Below are 14561 nucleotides of genomic sequence, written 5' to 3'. Positions count from 1 at the left end.
ATCGTTTATGGCGAACTTGCGCCATTGCCGCACCGCCGGATGCCTTCCCACCTGGATGCCGTCACCACCCTCGAACACGTCAAAGCCTTCGCCGCGTTCGCCACGACCTTCTCAATACGCCGGTTTCAAATCGGCGCTCTCCTCCCACAGGCGTTGCCACTCTGCCGTGTAGCGCTCAGCCAAGGGCTTCACGTTCCATAGCAGGACAGCGTTCTCGGCGTTCTTGTTGGCGGCGGCCGCCGAATAGTTGAAGCTGCCGGTTTCAAGGTGCTGGCCGTCGATCACCATGAACTTGTTGTGCTCATCCTGGTAACGATCATTGAGGCGAACGGGAACACCTCGGTTCGACAGAAACGATATGGCCGAATAGCTATTGCTGTTTTGCGCGCGATCCGCGATGACCGCAACCTTCACGCCGCGGCGCTGTGCGGCTAGCAGCGCCGTCGCTACCGGTCTGCTGGTGAAGGTATAGGCGGCAACCAGGATCGAAGCGCGGGCGCTTTCGATGCCCCTCACGACTACATTCAGCGCACTACCGTCAGGCGAAAACCCCGCGTCAAAAGCTGCGCCCGACGGCAGCGGCTGCGCCGCAACGGCAATGGCAGAAGTCAAGGATAAAATAAGGACTGCTACAATTTTTTTCATTGTTGGTAACTCGATTTGTTAACGCGTTACCACATTATGGCGCAAGGGCGCGTCGAGTTCGATGCCTTGAGCGCCCCCTCTCCCTCACTGCCGAACTTCCGCCTCCACCAACGAGGCCAGCAAGGCAAGCGACTCCTGCCACCCCAGATAGCAGGCCTCGACAGGGATCGCCTCCGGTATCCCCTGCTGCACAACACTAAGCTCGGTTCCACAAAACACCGCGCGCAGTGTCACCGTCGTCTGCATCATTCCCGGCAAGCCCGGGTCATCGAACCTGCCGCTGTACCGAATGCGCTCGTGGGGCACCAGTTCGAGATATTCCCCGCCGAACGAGTGGCTAATGCCGTTGGTGAAATTCGTAAACGACATCCGATACCCCCCGCCCACCCTGGCGTCCAACTGATGGACCTTGCCGGTAAACCCGTTCGGTGGAAGCCACTTGACTAGGGCGTCGGCGTCGAGAAAAGCGCGATAGATGCGCTCGGGCGTGGAGCGGACCACGCGATGAAGGTGGATGGTTTGTCCAGGCATGATTGACTCCAGAAGCGGAGGGCAGTCCTCCGATCCTATACGACGCGTGAGGGACGGGGGAATCGACACGCGGTCACGCAAGCTGGGCCACCTACGGAAGCATGATGTTCAACTCCCGGCCATTTATGGTACACAGAAAGACGATCGAGACCTGATGTGGCAATTGAAATGAGCCATTTCATGGGTTTTTATAGGTTACGCGTTGCGTAGATTTCCATCGCTTAACCGCTTATCCCCTCTCCCCCTCTCCCCCTCACTGCGTCGCCATCGCACACCCCGCCTCCACCAGGGCCGCCTGCGCGTGACTGCGCAAATCGTCGCTGGCAAGCGGCGCGTCCGGACTCCGCACCCAGGCTGCGATCCTCAATCTCGCGCCGCCCGACTTCGGATAGCTCGCCACCGAAATAACCGGCGCCAGCGTGGCCCCGGTCAGCACCCGAGGCTCGTCTGCCACCAGCTTCTTGAGCTCGCCAATTGCCGCATCCACATCCTTGCGCTGCGCAAGCTCGACATCCACCTCAATCCGCTGGGTGCCGCCGCTGCTGTAGTTGATCACGGGGTTACTCCAGATCAGGCTATTCGGCACAAACACCGCATTACCGTCGCTGCGTTCGATGCGTGTGGTGAAGAGCCCCACCTCCCGCACGATGCCCGCCGCCGCGCCGCTGCCTTCTATGACGTCGCCGGCGCGAAACGGCCGCAGCATCAGCAGCATGATGCCCGCGGCGATATTCTGCAGCGTGCCTTGCAGCGCGAGCCCGATTGCGAGACCGGCGGCGCCCAGCACCGCCAGTACGCTGGCCGTCGCAATGCCCACCTCGCTCAGTGAGGCGATAAACACCACCACCCGCACCGCCCACGTTCCCATTGCCTTGAGCATCGGGCCGAGCGTGGGGTCGGCGTTCGTATGCGCGAATGCCTTGGCGAACAGCGTGCCTATCCGGTTGGACAGCCACCAGCCTACCGCGAGGATGAGGGCTGCAACCAGCACATGGAGCAGGTCGTGAGCGATCGTCACGAATAGTGAGGGCTGTAAATGCAGGAGGCGCGTGAGCAGGTCGTCCATCGTTCGATCTCGCGGTCGGTTGGTGGGGATATATGTCCTGACGTGCTTCAGGCGGATATGTTCCCGCCTTTGCTGAAGTGGATGAGCCAGACGAACCGTGAGCCAGCATTCTTCATACCTGGCGCTTCAACGCATTGCGGTTCTATGCCCGGAGGTCCCGTGCGGTAAGCATTGCGCGTGAGGCCGGACGGCCTGCCGGGAGTGGTCAGTTTTGCGCAACAGTGCGTTCGTTTCGTGCGTGGCGCCGATCCATTTCCTATTCTTATCTTTAGGGACATGAGTCAGCGAGCCGCGGCGTCCACGGCGGCGTCGATCCCGCCCGCGTCGTCGCGCATCCGTAGGGACCCCTCATGAAAGGCAGTCAGTTGACGGTGTTTGCGGACAATCAGAGCCGTCGCAAGGCTCATATGACGCTCGTCGAGTGGATTCTCACCCGGGTCGCGAAAGCGGGCATCGAGGGCGCGACGGTGATCGAAGTCAGCGAGAGCATCGACGTGCATGGCAAGTACCATGCGGCGCGTTTTTTTGAACTGGTGGATCAACCGGTCGTCGTGACTGTGGCGGCCGACGACGCCCGTATTGACGCGCTACTCGACGACTTGCGCCACGGCGGCGTGCGGCTCTTTTATACACGCTGCCCCGTCGAATACGAAGTGCTCGGCATGCACGAACCGGCAAGCCAGGCATAGGGGATCGGTTTGTGCCGCGTGGGGGAGGGACAGCCATGAACGGCTATCAATTGACGTTCTATACAGAGAAGAACCGCAAACACGGTCATCAGACCGTCTGTGAGTGGCTGCTGCACAAAACCCGCGAACTCGGCATTTGCGGCGCGACCGTCATCAACTGTGCGGAGGGCGTCGGTCATGCGGGCGCACGTCATGCCGCCCATGTGCTCAAGCTCACCGATCAACCGCTGCAGATCATCCTCGCGGTGACCGCCGAGGAAGCCGAACAATTGCTGGAGATCGTCCGCACCGAGCGGCTCCACGTGTTCTATGTGCGCTATCCGGTCGAGTTCGGCATGATCTCGGGCGATCTGCCGAACCACGCCGAACCTGCGCAAGGACTGCATCAGCCTCCATCCACGCAAGGCTGACGCAGCGCTTTGCGCCCGCCTGATTAGTTGGCCACGTACCCAGTCGGCGTCGTCACATTCGCCTTGGCGACGGTCGCGTTGTTCGACACCACGTACACCGGCGCTTCCGTCAGGTTGAGCGTCAGCGTTCCGTTGGTGTAGCTCATCGGCAAGGGGTTGCCCATCATGTCGATGACCTTCACGGTGCCGCTGGTGCCCGGCGCATCGACGGCGAGGCTGTAAGGCACGCTATACGTCGAACTGAACCCCGTGCTTGCGCTCCACACGTTATTGTTGTGGGTCCACAGCGCGGTAATCACCGAACCGTTGCCGAGCTGCTGGAACGAGTACGCATAGACCCCGGACGGTGTGCCGTTCACCGGGCCCAGCGTGTTGGTGCCGTCCAGCACGTGCGTCAACGCGCTGACCGCCATTGCGGCCGGCTTCGGGCTGATGTTGGTCGCGCCGAACGCGCCTTGCGCATCGGCGAGGTCGAAGAACGTGCCATAACCCACTTCGCCCGGATAGTCCGCACCGTAGAACACATAGGTCTGGTCGACGCCTTCACCGAGCAGGATGATGTGCGTGCGCGCCACCACGGCCGCCTGTGCGAACAGCACATTGGCGGTCGGATAGTTCGGACCATACGAGGTGCCGAGGTCATAGCTGATGCCCACCTCGGTCTGGAACAGCTTCATCCCGGGCTTGTAGTCCGCTGCCATTTCCGTGCGCAGGGCGCGGATCTCGTTCATCAACGCGTTGGCGGCGTTTGCCGGGCTCGGGTCGGTGGCGAGGCGCTCAGGCGGATGCGAGGGCGAGGTGCCCGCGTCGTAGTAGCCGTGCGTCGAGATGCCGTCGATATAGTTGCCGAAGCCAAGCGACGCAATGCGCTGCAGGCGCGTGGTCGTGAGCGACGGGAACGCGTCGGTCGGGCCCATCACCACCGCATGCGGATCGGTCGAGTGGATGCCCTGATAGACCGATTGATACAGCGCCACAAAGTTGGCGTCCGTATCGTTCCAGAACTGGTTCGGCTCCCACGTCACCTGGTAGTAGTTGTTCGACTGGTTCGGAAAATACGTAGTGCGAATCGTATTGGATTCCGTACCCACCCGGCTCATGTAGTTCTGGTAGTACGAAAGGCTCGTCGGCGGGTTGGTGTCGTCTTCGAATGCGCCGGTCGGGCTCGCCCAGGCGGGGATGCCGTCGAGACGGATCAGGCGCATCACCTGACCCGAGGTGTAGAACGGATCGAGGTTGTTGGCGGCCGGATTGAAGGTATTCGGCCCGTTCGGCTCCATCGTCGAGAGCTGACGGTTGTCGATGGTCGACGAGATGCCGAGGTCCGCGAGCAGCGGGCCGTTATCGTTCTCCCCCTGCATGCCGAAGCGGTGTTCGTCCTGATGCGCGTAGGTCACGGCCGGCACCACGCCGGACAGGTTCGGCAGCACGCCGAACGAGGCGATGCCGGTGGGGCGGGTGCCGGCTTCAGGCAACTGGCCGCCGTTGGCCGCCAGTGTCGCGGACGCCGCGAAATAACCGGCCAGCGTCGAGGTGCAACTGAGCGTGCTGGTGACCGGGCCGCTCGCAACCGGGAAGCTGCCGCTCGCCGCCACGTTGCCGAGCTGGTCGCTGACGGCCCAGTTCACCTTGTCGGCGGACGGGGCGTTGGTCGTGAAGGCGAGCTGGAAGGTGCTGCCCGAGGCGAACATGCGGGTGGCGTCGGCGCTGGGCGTGTCGGCGGAGATCAGTGCGCTGCCTGCGGCGGCGCTGGCGCTGCTGGGGGCCTGGCAGCTCATCGTTTCGCCTGCCTGGGTGTTGGCGCTCAGCGTGGCGCTTGTCGTGCCGTTCGTGGTGCCGTTAGTCGTGGAGCTCGTGCCGTTGTTGGCCGTGGCGCTGTTGCCGCTGCCGGAGCCGCCACCCCCACCGCCGCAGCCGGCCAGTACGAGTAACAGGGAAGAAAGCAGTAACGAAGGGTATTTCATCTGTAAGGAGCAAAGTGTGAATGCCGGTCCGGCGGCGTCTCGCATCAGATGCGCCGCTGCGCGGACCAAGATCGGGTTTGACTTCAGACAGGCGATGCCGAGGCGCGGCCTCTGGCGAACGCTGCCCGCAGATATCGGGGCTCGAGACGCGGGGTGCGCACGCCTCGCGTGCTGCACACTCGAACTTACCGACGTTAGGGGTGGTTCGTTTTTTGCCAGGTGAATCCTACCGAAGCAAGTTCCTTAGGTCTGCATAAAAGACGTAACTAGCTGTAACGTATGAACAATCTCGCGATTTCAGTGCGAAAAGATGCACCGGCACTGTGAAACGAGGGTCAAACGCTATTCGGATCGCCCGCATGAGCACGCGTTTTGAGAAGAAATTGGTGCGCCACTTTTTTATGATGCACACCTAAATATTGATTGAACACAAGAGTGCCGATTCATCAGGTCATTTCAAGTGTCTTTCAGTCTGCGACGCGCGCACTTTTGAGCGGAATGAACCGGCTGACGAACCCAGCGCCGCCGCGTCGCAAATTTGTCCTTGAACAAGCCGGACTTTGCAATTATGATTGAGCAATCACTCATTTATTTCCGTCGAATCTGAATCCCGCATGGCCCGTCCGAAAAGCGAAGACAAACGCAACGCCATCCTTGCCGCGGCCGCTCAGGTGATCGCCGAGCAGGGCCTGGGTGCGCCTACCGCGCGGATTGCCAAGGTCGCGGGCGTGGCGGAAGGCACGCTCTTTACCTACTTCGAAAACAAGGACGTGCTGCTCAACGAGTTGTATCTCGACATCAAGTCCGACATGCGTGACGTCATGATGGCGGCCTACCCGAGGTCCGGGAGCGTCGAGCAACGAGTGCGGTATGTGTGGCAACAATACGTGGACTGGGGCGTCGCCTTTCCGGACAAGCGCCGGGCTGTCACGCAACTGGCGGTTTGCGACCGCTTGAGTGAGCAGGCTCGCGCAATCGGCATGGAGGCATTCGCCGACGTCAACGCGATGATGGAAACGAGCGTTGCCAGCGGCATCCTGCGCAATCAACCGCCCGCTTTCGTGGCGGCGATCATGGGGTCGCTCGCGGACACCACAATGGAATTTATGGAGCGCGATCCGGCTCAGGCGGCGCGCTACCGGGACGCGGGTTTTGAGGCGTTCTGGCACGCCGTCGCTAAAACCTGAAGTTTTTTGTGCAGTTAATGAGTGATTACGCACTCAATTAATGGAGAGGGAAACATCATGGCAAAAGTCTGGCTGGTTACCGGTAGCGCTCGCGGACTCGGGCGCAAGATCGTCGAAGCGGCTTTGGCGGCGGGTGAGCGCGTGGTCGCAACGGCGCGCGATCCGCGTCACCTCGGGGATCTGGTGGAACGATTCGGCGAACAGGTTCGTGCGGTCGCACTCGACGTGACCGATTCCGCCGCTGCGCACGCGGCCGTGCAAGCGGCGGTCGATGCGTTCGGGCGTCTCGACGTCGTCGTCAACAATGCGGGCTTTGGTCACCTGGCGCCGCTCGAACAGGCCAGCGAGGAGGATTTCCGCGCCCAGATCGAGACCAATTTCTTCGGCGTGGTCAACGTCACGCGCGCCGCGTTGCCGGTCCTGCGCAAGCAGCGCAGCGGCCACATCATCCAGATTTCGTCGGTGGGCGGCCGGGTCGGCATACCGGGGCTGAGCGCGTATCAGTCGGCCAAATGGGCGGTCGGCGGCTTCACCGAGGTGATGAGCCAGGAAGTGGCGCCGCTCGGCATCAAGGTCACCGCGCTCGAGCCGGGTGGCATGAAAACCGAATGGGGCGTCGAAGCCGGCAGGGCGCTGCCTGACATCATCGTGGACTATGCTCCTTCCGTTGGCGCGATCGCGCAAATGCTCAGCCAGTACATCGGCAACGAGGCCGGTGACCCGGCGAAAGTGGCCCAGGTCGTGCTGAAGCTCGCGTACCACGAGCAACCGCCGGTGCATCTGCTGCTGGGCAGCGACGCGCTGCACTACGCCGGTGAAGCCGAGAAGGCGCGCGCGGCAAGCGGCGAAGCATGGCGCCCGGTCAGCCTGGCGACAGACTTTACCGCTGCTGCGACGCTGCCTGAGTTCCCTCAACCCTGAAACCCTGAGGATCCGCAACATGGCTAACTGGACCACCGCTGACATGCCTCGCCAGAGCGGACGTCTCGCGGTCATCACCGGCGCGACCGGCGGCCTTGGTTTCGAGACCGCGCTCGCGCTGGCCGCGGCGGGTGCGGATGTCGTGTTGACCGGGCGCAACGCGGCAAAGGGCAATGCCGCGCTGGCGGCGATCCGCGCACGGCATCCCGCCGCGTCGATCAGCTACGAGCATCTCGATCTGGCGAGTCTCGCCTCGGTGCGCGAGTTCGCCGAGCGTTTCGCAAGCAGGCACGAGGCGCTCGATCTGCTGATCAACAACGCGGGCGTGATGATGCCGCCTTCGCGCCAAACCACCTCGGACGGCTTCGAACTCCAATTCGGCACGAACTATCTGGGGCACTTCGCGCTGACCGCGTATCTGTTGCCGGTGCTGCGTCACGCCAGTCAGCCGCGGGTTGTCAATCTGAGCAGCATCGCGCACAAGGTGCAGGCGGCAATCCATTTCGACGACCTGCAATGGGCGCGCCGCTACGAACCGTGGCCCGCTTATGCACAATCGAAACTGGCGATGCTGATGTTTGCGCTGGAGCTGCAACGTCGCAGCGACGCAAATGGCTGGGGACTCCTCAGCAATGCGTCGCATCCCGGTTACGCGCGCACGGATCTGATCGCCAACGGGCCGGGTAGCAACACCTTGAGGCAGCGCCTCAACCGCGTCACCCTTGAACCGTTGATGAGTCAATCGGCTGCGGCCGGTGCGCTGCCCACGCTGTATGCCGCCACTGCGGCCGATGCGAAACCGGGCGGCTACTATGGGCCCACCGGTGCGTTCGAACTGAAGGGGCCGCCGGGCGCGGCTGCGATCGCACCGCGGGCGCGGGACCTGGCGGTTGCCGCGCGCCTGTGGGACATCTCTGAAACGCTGGCTAACGTTCGTTGGCCCAGCACCCAGGCGGAGCGTATGTCATAGGGGTATTGTTGTCTGGTGCGGCCGGCACAGCGGCGACGCCGCCGCGCACGCGCCGCGCGCAACCCGCAACCGAACTACGCGGCGACCACCCGGTTGCGGCCCAGATGCTTGGCCCGATAGAGCCGTTCATCGGCAGTACGCAGGATCGCATCGAGCGTGTCGCCATCGCGCCCATACTGGGACACGCCGATACTCACCGTGAGCGCCACCGACTTGCCCGCCTGTCCGCCGAATACGCCATTGGCAATCGCCTCGCGAATCCGCTCGCCGATCGACTGTGCCACCCCCAGTGCGACTTGCGGCAACAGCACCATGAACTCCTCGCCACCAACCCGCGCGACGCCGTCGTATGGCCGGATCGCATCGAAGCACTTCTGTACGAAACCACGCAGGATTTCGTCGCCGACCTGATGCCCGTATGAGTCGTTGATCGCCTTGAAGTGGTCGAGATCCAGCGCCAGCAGCGAGAACGGCGCGCCGCCGCGCCGCGCGCGCGTGATCTCGGCGTCGACCATTTCGATGAACTGCCGCCGGTTGGCCGCGCCCGTCAACGGATCGGTGGCGGCGAGATGCTCGAGTTTAAGGTTAGTGCGCTTGAGCTCCTGCAGCGCGCTCTCGGTGCGCGCCATCGCCTCGGCGAGGCGCGCCATCAGTTCCTCCTGGCTGTAGATCGTCGAGAATGAACGGGTGGTGCGGAACGCCTGCACGACGCCGTAACTCAGCAGGAAAAAGCCGGCCGCGAAGATCGCGTGGGCGAGCCACCACATGTGATTCCACGGCCGCGCCAGAATGAAGGCGAGCGACGACAGTGCAAACGACGTCACCGAGATGCCGAAAATCTTCATTAGCGGCGAACGGATCCGCCGCGCCAGCATGACCGCGACGTTGACGCTCGAGACCAGCAGCGCGCCGCCTTCCATTGACACGCGCACCGCGAGGTTGGAGGCCACGGGCGAATAAGCGATGACGGCCACCGCCACATCGATCAGGAGGAACAGGCCGATCCATCCGAACCAGCGCTGCGGCGCGCGCCGCGTTTCCACCGGATCGGGCGGCTGATGCCACGCCAGCAGTCCGACCAGCAGCAGCACCGCCATCGCGAGCCGCGAGGCGGGCCCGTACAGCAGGAACAGCCAGATGTTGTGATGCGCCATGCCGGTGAAGGCGCCATGCAGGGCGTAGATCAGCACGAAGGCCAGAAAGCCGAGCGTGAGCCAGCGCAGCAGCGGCTCGCCGGAGGAGAAATAGCAGCGCCCGGAAACATAGGCGACGAACAGCCCTTCGAGCGTGGCGGAGGCAATCGCGATCTCGTGAAAGGCGTGGTTCTCGAAGGTCAGCGCGGGATTCTGGAAAACATGGAAGTAGGCGATCAGGTAAGCCGGGATCAGCGCAAAGCCGCCAATCAACAGGCCAAGATAGGCTCGCGTGACCCACTCTACGACTGCGGACGGCTCCTCAACCACGACGCTTGCGCTCATACGCGTTTCTCCTGAGGCCGGCAGGACGGGATGTAACGGTGCTCGCTATCATGCGCGAGCGTCAGACCAAGGCGATTCACCTATTCTTCAGCTTTAGTAACCAGTATAGGCAGCGTCGTGTGTGAGTACGCAAAATACGAAATGTGAAATATGAAATGGGCGGCGTCATGCCGGTTGCATTCAACCCCGGCCGTGTGAAGCCGATATCCAGTCAGGAGAGCGAGCAAAGCGTGGTCGACACAATCGTTTCTCGCGCTCCAAGGTCTGTTACGCTAATGTCCGAGGCCGCTGCATGTAGGGTTGGCCCGCGCCTTTGGGCCGGCGCGGTCGCCGGGTCTGAAAGAAGTCACACTCTCCGATAGCGCGCAGATCTGCCGCACGTTTGGAACAACTCGAGACATGATGACGCGCCGACCGAACGCCGTGATTGTCATCAGCATCGCGCTATCCGCGGCGATCCTTGCGATCGCCATCTGGGTATTGGCGCAGATGCGCGCGGATGCCCTGCGGCGCGCCCAGGACTCCGCCGGGAACGTCTCCTTGCTGGTCCAGCGCGACGTGGCGCGCAACCTTGAACTCTACGACCTCTCCCTGCGTGCCGTGAGCGCCGGACTCAACCAGCCAGGCGTGATGGACTTGCCTCCGGCGCTGCGCCAGATGGTGTTGTTCGACGGCTCCGCCAGCGCCCAAGACCTTGGCTCGATGCTGGTGCTGGACGAAGCAGGGCACGCTATCCTCGATTCGCAGTCGCTGACGCCGCGGCAAATCAACGCTGCCGATCGCGACTACTTCCTCGTGCATCGCAACTCACCGAACGTCGGGTTATACGTCAGCCGGCCGTTCATGCCGCGGCTGACCGGCGCCGGGCCGACCATTGCGCTTAGCCGACGTCTCTCGCACCCGGACGGCAGCTTCGCCGGCGTGGTGGTCGGCACGCTGCGGCTCACCTACTTCCAGCGCCTGTTCGCGGGCATGAACCTGGGCAGCGGCGGCTCGATGGCGCTGATGCTGGCAGACGGCGCGATGCTGATGCGGCGTCCCTATGACCCGAAGATCATCGGCATCAATCTGACCGGCACCGCGAACTACACCCGCTTTACCCAGCAGGACAGCGGCGAATTCTTCGGCACGGCGGCAATCGACGGCGTGGAGCGCTGGTACACGTTTTGTCATATCGGGCGCTTTCCGTTGCTGCTCGATGTCGCGATCTCGACGCGCGACATTTATGCCGGATGGCGGCATCGCGCATGGATCATCGGTTCGATGATCGCGGCGCTCGACATCGCAATCATCGCACTCGCCGTGCTGCTGTCGCAGCAGTTGCGGCGCCGTCTGCAAATGGAGGAGGCCTTGAGGGTGCTGGCGCGCACGGACGGGCTAACCGGCCTGAACAATCGCCGCACCTTCGAGGAACAGGCCGAACAAGCCTGGTTGGCCATGCTGCGCAGCGGGCGGCCGCTCTCGATGCTGCTGATCGACGTCGACAACTTCAAGGGCTTCAACGATCTCTACGGTCACTCCGCCGGCGACGACGCGCTGGTGGCGGTGGCGCGCTGCATAGACGGCAATGTCCGGCGCCCCGACGATGTGGCGGCGCGCTACGGTGGCGAGGAGTTCGCCGTGCTGTTGCCGGACACCGACGGCATCGGCGCCGTGCAGATCGCCGAGCAGATTCGCGCCGCCGTGCAGGCGCTGCAGGTGCGCCACGTGTCCAGCGCGCATCATGTGCTGACGATCAGCATTGGCATCGCCAGTACGGCGAATCATCGATTCAGCGCTTATCGCGCCTTCGTCAATGCCGCCGATTCGGCGCTTTACCACGCCAAGGACGCCGGCCGCAATCGCATCCTCTGCTATCCCGTCGCAGAGCGCGCCGACGAGCCGGGGATGGTGATCCAACCGGGGCATTAGCCGGCTGCCGGTGCCGGTCTCCGCTTGCCGCATGCGAACACAATCCGTTGCCGCCAGCTTCGGAATATTTTCACCCGGATAATATTGCGCGGTAATTTCATCCGGGTATAATTTGCGAAAATCGATCTTTGAGGATTTTCGTGATGACGCCGCAAACCACCACCACCACCTGCACCGCCTTCGAAGGCTTGAGACGCATCGCATCCGGCGGGCGCGCCGAGGTTGCGCTGGCGGTCAAGCGGGTGCTCGAGCGTGGTGAGCAAGCGCCGGTGCTGGTCTTTGACGATCTCACCAGTCAGCCCGTCGAATTCGATCTGCGCGGCTCGGACGCCGAAGTGCAGGCGAGACTGGCGGACGAACCCGGCGGCCGCAGCGAGGATGGCGAAGCCGTGGAGCTTGCCGATGAGGAGACCCCGCGCGGCCGCGGCCGCCCGAGGCTGGGCGTCGTGGCGCGTGAGGTGACGCTGCTGCCGCGTCACTGGGACTGGTTGAGCGGTCAGCCTGGCGGAGCTTCGGTGGCGTTGCGCAAGCTGGTGGAAGCAGCGCGTCTGGCGGGTGACGACAAGGAGCGCATGCGTCGCGCGCAGGAAGCCGCCTATCGCTTCATGACCGCGCTTGCCGGCAATCTGCCCGACTATGAAGAGGCGACGCGAGCGCTGTTTGCAGCGGATCGGGTGCGCTTTCACGCTTCTATCGCGCCGTGGCCGGCCGACGTGCGGGAGTATGCGGAGAAGCTGGCGGCACGCGCATTTGAAGGGGGCCATCAAGGCTGAACGGCGCGAGTGAAGGCAAAGAGAGAGGCGACGAGGAAAACCGACCCGAGCCGACCCGAGCCGATCCGAGCCGGTTACCACCAACCGAAGCAAGCGGCAGCAAGCCGGCGCAGACGCCAAAGCGCACACGCAAAAACGCAGACGAAAAAAAACCGCTCACACCGGGGAGCGTGAGCGGAAAGTCGGAGAGTTACAACATCGCTGGCGCAATTGATGGTGTCACGCAGCGAGGCCAGTGTAGCTAGTGGGCCGCTCTCCATAAATCAGACAAATCCCAATGCTGGCAAGGCTTTGCGGCCTGCGCCTTTCAACATCCTGTCCCGGTTATTCCCATGATTAGCAGGTCAAGTCAGGGGGCACGCCGCCGTAATAGAACTGGACGCGTTCAAGCGCGCACCGTCGCCGCGACAGCGGCGCTTTCTATGATGAGGATGGGGACATGAAGTGGTTCGAGCGCATGACGGTGTTGCAAAGCCTGCTGTTGGCCTTCGCGATCGTGATCGCGTTTTGCGCGGTCGTGGGGGGCACTGGCCTGATGACCTTGTCGTCGATGCATGACCTGACTGACACAATCAGCAGCAGGCATATGGACGGCCTCTACTGGATGGAAGAGGCGAACCGCAACAAGATCGATGCGGACCTCGCGGCGGCGAATCTCGGTTATGCCGAAGACGAAGCGGGACGCCAGCGCCTCGACGCCGGTATCGTCGCCTCGCTCAAGAATATGCACGACGCCTACGACCGCTATCGCCTCACGATCTCGACGCCCAAGGGCGAGGCGCTGTTCGACGAGGTGCTGCGCAAGTCGGCGGTGTGGGAAGAGATCGTGCATCAGCAGATCGGCCAGGAGCCGATTCCGGCCGGCGTCGACAACAAGGAGCTGGTGCGGCGCGCGATCGCTTCGAGCGAAGCCTTGCGCGAGCGCATCGTGCAGGTGATCGACTATCGCCGCGAGCAGGCGAGCGACGCGCAAGCCGAGGCTGGGTCCAGCTACCGGCAGATGCGCATCGTGTTGTCGTCGCTGGTGCTGGGCGCGCTGGTGGCCGGCATGCTGCTGGCGTGGCTGATCGCGCGGCGCCTCGCGCGGCAGCTCGGCGGCGAGCCCGGCTATGCCGCGCAGATTGCCAACCGCATCGCGGACGGCGACCTCAGCGTGCGGGTCGACACGCGCGCCGGCGACACCCATAGCCTGCTGTTCGCCCTCCACAACATGCGCGAGCGGCTGGCCGGGATCGTCTCCGGCATCAGCGAATCGAGCGCGTCGATCCTGCTCGCCTCCGGTGAAATCGCTCAGGGCAATACCGACCTGTCGCAGCGCACCGAAGAGCAGGCCGCCTCGCTCGAGGAAACCGCTTCGAGCATGGAGCAGTTGACCGCCACCGTGCGCCAGAACGCCGACAACGCGCAGCAGGCGAGCGGCGTAGCGCACGGCGCTTCTGAAGTGGCGGCGCGTGGCAGCGGTCTGGTGGGCGAGGTGGTGGAGACCATGCGTGAGCTGGCCGCAGGCTCGAAGCGCATGACCGACATCATCGCGGCGATCGAGGGCATTGCGTTCCAGACGAACATTCTGGCGCTCAACGCAGCGGTCGAAGCGGCCCGGGCCGGCGAGCAGGGCCGCGGCTTCGCGGTGGTGGCGGGCGAGGTGCGTTCGCTGGCGCAACGCAGCGCGCTGTCGGCCAAAGAGATCAAGGAGCTGATCGAAAACTCCACCGCCCGTGTTGGCAGCGGCGCGGCGCTCGCCGAGCGCGCCGGCCAGACCATGGCCGAGGTCACGCATGCGGTGCAGCGCGTGACGGACATCATGGGAGAAATCTCTGCTGCATCGCACGAACAGAGCACGGGCATCGAGCAGGTGAACCGCGCCGTCGCGCAGATGGACCAGGTCACCCAGCAGAATGCCGCGCTGGTCGAGCAGGCGGCTGCCGCGGCGGCTTCGATGGCGGATCAGGCGCGCGAGTTGAAGACGGCGGTGGCGGTGTTCGCGCTCGAGTCGCGCCGGGCCTGAACGCGCTGCGG

Annotated in this window: 13 protein-coding genes; 8 read left to right on the top strand and 5 right to left on the bottom strand. The window is 63.5% G+C overall.

Annotated elements, in window-relative coordinates:
* Positions 1 to 111: 111 nt before the first annotated feature.
* The 3 genes from FFS45_RS11170 to FFS45_RS11160 form a co-directional block, all read right to left on the bottom strand.
* Complete coding sequence (locus FFS45_RS11170; RefSeq protein ID WP_137954699.1) at positions 112 to 645, bottom strand: phospholipase D family protein; 534 nt, start codon at positions 643 to 645, stop codon at positions 112 to 114.
* Positions 646 to 729: 84 nt separating this feature from the next.
* Positions 730 to 1176 (bottom strand): SRPBCC family protein, encoded by a 447-nt coding sequence (locus FFS45_RS11165; protein WP_137954698.1) that lies wholly within the window; start codon positions 1174 to 1176, stop codon positions 730 to 732.
* Between the two features lie 253 nt (positions 1177 to 1429).
* Positions 1430 to 2242: a mechanosensitive ion channel family protein gene (locus FFS45_RS11160; protein ID WP_137954697.1), complete on the bottom strand. Its 813-nt coding sequence runs from the start codon at positions 2240 to 2242 to the stop codon at positions 1430 to 1432.
* Positions 2243 to 2592: 350 nt separating this feature from the next.
* On the opposite strand from FFS45_RS11160, the gene FFS45_RS11155 reads away from it, so the two are divergent.
* Both FFS45_RS11155 and FFS45_RS11150 read left to right on the top strand, forming a co-directional pair.
* Entirely contained in the window at positions 2593 to 2931 is a 339-nt protein-coding gene (locus tag FFS45_RS11155; protein ID WP_137954696.1) for a DUF190 domain-containing protein, read from the top strand.
* A 35-nt stretch (positions 2932 to 2966) separates the two neighbouring features.
* On the top strand, positions 2967 to 3341 hold the full coding sequence (locus FFS45_RS11150) for a DUF190 domain-containing protein (protein ID WP_137954695.1): 375 nt from the start codon (positions 2967 to 2969) through the stop codon (positions 3339 to 3341).
* Between the two features lie 23 nt (positions 3342 to 3364).
* On the opposite strand, the gene FFS45_RS11145 is transcribed toward FFS45_RS11150, so the two are convergent.
* Entirely contained in the window at positions 3365 to 5305 is a 1941-nt protein-coding gene (locus FFS45_RS11145; RefSeq protein WP_137954694.1) for a hypothetical protein, read from the bottom strand.
* A gap of 614 nt (positions 5306 to 5919) precedes the next feature.
* On the opposite strand from FFS45_RS11145, the gene FFS45_RS11140 reads away from it, so the two are divergent.
* From FFS45_RS11140 to FFS45_RS11130, 3 genes are read left to right on the top strand one after another with little or no spacing between them, the layout of a single operon-like run.
* Positions 5920 to 6492 (top strand): TetR/AcrR family transcriptional regulator, encoded by a 573-nt coding sequence (locus FFS45_RS11140; RefSeq protein ID WP_137954693.1) that lies wholly within the window; start codon positions 5920 to 5922, stop codon positions 6490 to 6492.
* A 57-nt stretch (positions 6493 to 6549) separates the two neighbouring features.
* The gene (locus tag FFS45_RS11135) at positions 6550 to 7413 is read left to right on the top strand and encodes an oxidoreductase (protein ID WP_137954692.1); all 864 of its coding nucleotides are present in this window, start codon (positions 6550 to 6552) and stop codon (positions 7411 to 7413) included.
* Positions 7414 to 7432: 19 nt separating this feature from the next.
* A complete protein-coding gene (locus FFS45_RS11130; protein ID WP_137954691.1) occupies positions 7433 to 8383 on the top strand; it encodes an oxidoreductase in 951 nt (316 codons plus the stop codon).
* Between the two features lie 74 nt (positions 8384 to 8457).
* Here FFS45_RS11130 and FFS45_RS11125 read toward each other — a convergent pair whose 3' ends face one another.
* Positions 8458 to 9861: a GGDEF domain-containing protein gene (locus tag FFS45_RS11125; protein ID WP_137954690.1), complete on the bottom strand. Its 1404-nt coding sequence runs from the start codon at positions 9859 to 9861 to the stop codon at positions 8458 to 8460.
* A 399-nt stretch (positions 9862 to 10260) separates the two neighbouring features.
* On the opposite strand from FFS45_RS11125, the gene FFS45_RS11120 reads away from it, so the two are divergent.
* From FFS45_RS11120 to FFS45_RS11110, 3 genes are all read left to right on the top strand, one after another.
* Positions 10261 to 11772 (top strand): sensor domain-containing diguanylate cyclase, encoded by a 1512-nt coding sequence (locus FFS45_RS11120; RefSeq protein ID WP_137954689.1) that lies wholly within the window; start codon positions 10261 to 10263, stop codon positions 11770 to 11772.
* Between the two features lie 143 nt (positions 11773 to 11915).
* Complete coding sequence (locus tag FFS45_RS11115) at positions 11916 to 12545, top strand: DUF2239 family protein (protein WP_137954688.1); 630 nt, start codon at positions 11916 to 11918, stop codon at positions 12543 to 12545.
* A 439-nt stretch (positions 12546 to 12984) separates the two neighbouring features.
* Positions 12985 to 14550: a methyl-accepting chemotaxis protein gene (locus FFS45_RS11110; RefSeq protein ID WP_137954687.1), complete on the top strand. Its 1566-nt coding sequence runs from the start codon at positions 12985 to 12987 to the stop codon at positions 14548 to 14550.
* The last annotated feature ends 11 nt before the right edge of the window (positions 14551 to 14561 follow it).

Source organism: Burkholderia sp. 4M9327F10 (genome assembly GCF_005503145.1).
Taxonomy (GTDB): Bacteria; Pseudomonadota; Gammaproteobacteria; order Burkholderiales; family Burkholderiaceae; genus Paraburkholderia.
Note: the sequence above shows the minus strand (reverse complement) of the source record. Positions and strands in the feature narration are given on the sequence as shown.

Excerpts from the sequence above, each read along its gene's own strand:
- FFS45_RS11170 (WP_137954699.1), bottom strand. The coding sequence starts at position 645 with ATGAAAAAAATTGTAGCAGTCCTTATTTTATCCTTGACTTCTGCCATT.
- FFS45_RS11165 (WP_137954698.1), bottom strand. The coding sequence starts at position 1,176 with ATGCCTGGACAAACCATCCACCTTCATCGCGTGGTCCGCTCCACGCCC.
- FFS45_RS11160 (WP_137954697.1), bottom strand. The coding sequence starts at position 2,242 with ATGGACGACCTGCTCACGCGCCTCCTGCATTTACAGCCCTCACTATTC.
- FFS45_RS11155 (WP_137954696.1), top strand. The coding sequence starts at position 2,593 with ATGAAAGGCAGTCAGTTGACGGTGTTTGCGGACAATCAGAGCCGTCGC.
- FFS45_RS11150 (WP_137954695.1), top strand. The coding sequence starts at position 2,967 with ATGAACGGCTATCAATTGACGTTCTATACAGAGAAGAACCGCAAACAC.
- FFS45_RS11145 (WP_137954694.1), bottom strand. The coding sequence starts at position 5,305 with ATGAAATACCCTTCGTTACTGCTTTCTTCCCTGTTACTCGTACTGGCC.
- FFS45_RS11140 (WP_137954693.1), top strand. The coding sequence starts at position 5,920 with ATGGCCCGTCCGAAAAGCGAAGACAAACGCAACGCCATCCTTGCCGCG.
- FFS45_RS11135 (WP_137954692.1), top strand. The coding sequence starts at position 6,550 with ATGGCAAAAGTCTGGCTGGTTACCGGTAGCGCTCGCGGACTCGGGCGC.
- FFS45_RS11130 (WP_137954691.1), top strand. The coding sequence starts at position 7,433 with ATGGCTAACTGGACCACCGCTGACATGCCTCGCCAGAGCGGACGTCTC.
- FFS45_RS11125 (WP_137954690.1), bottom strand. The coding sequence starts at position 9,861 with ATGAGCGCAAGCGTCGTGGTTGAGGAGCCGTCCGCAGTCGTAGAGTGG.
- FFS45_RS11120 (WP_137954689.1), top strand. The coding sequence starts at position 10,261 with ATGATGACGCGCCGACCGAACGCCGTGATTGTCATCAGCATCGCGCTA.
- FFS45_RS11115 (WP_137954688.1), top strand. The coding sequence starts at position 11,916 with ATGACGCCGCAAACCACCACCACCACCTGCACCGCCTTCGAAGGCTTG.
- FFS45_RS11110 (WP_137954687.1), top strand. The coding sequence starts at position 12,985 with ATGAAGTGGTTCGAGCGCATGACGGTGTTGCAAAGCCTGCTGTTGGCC.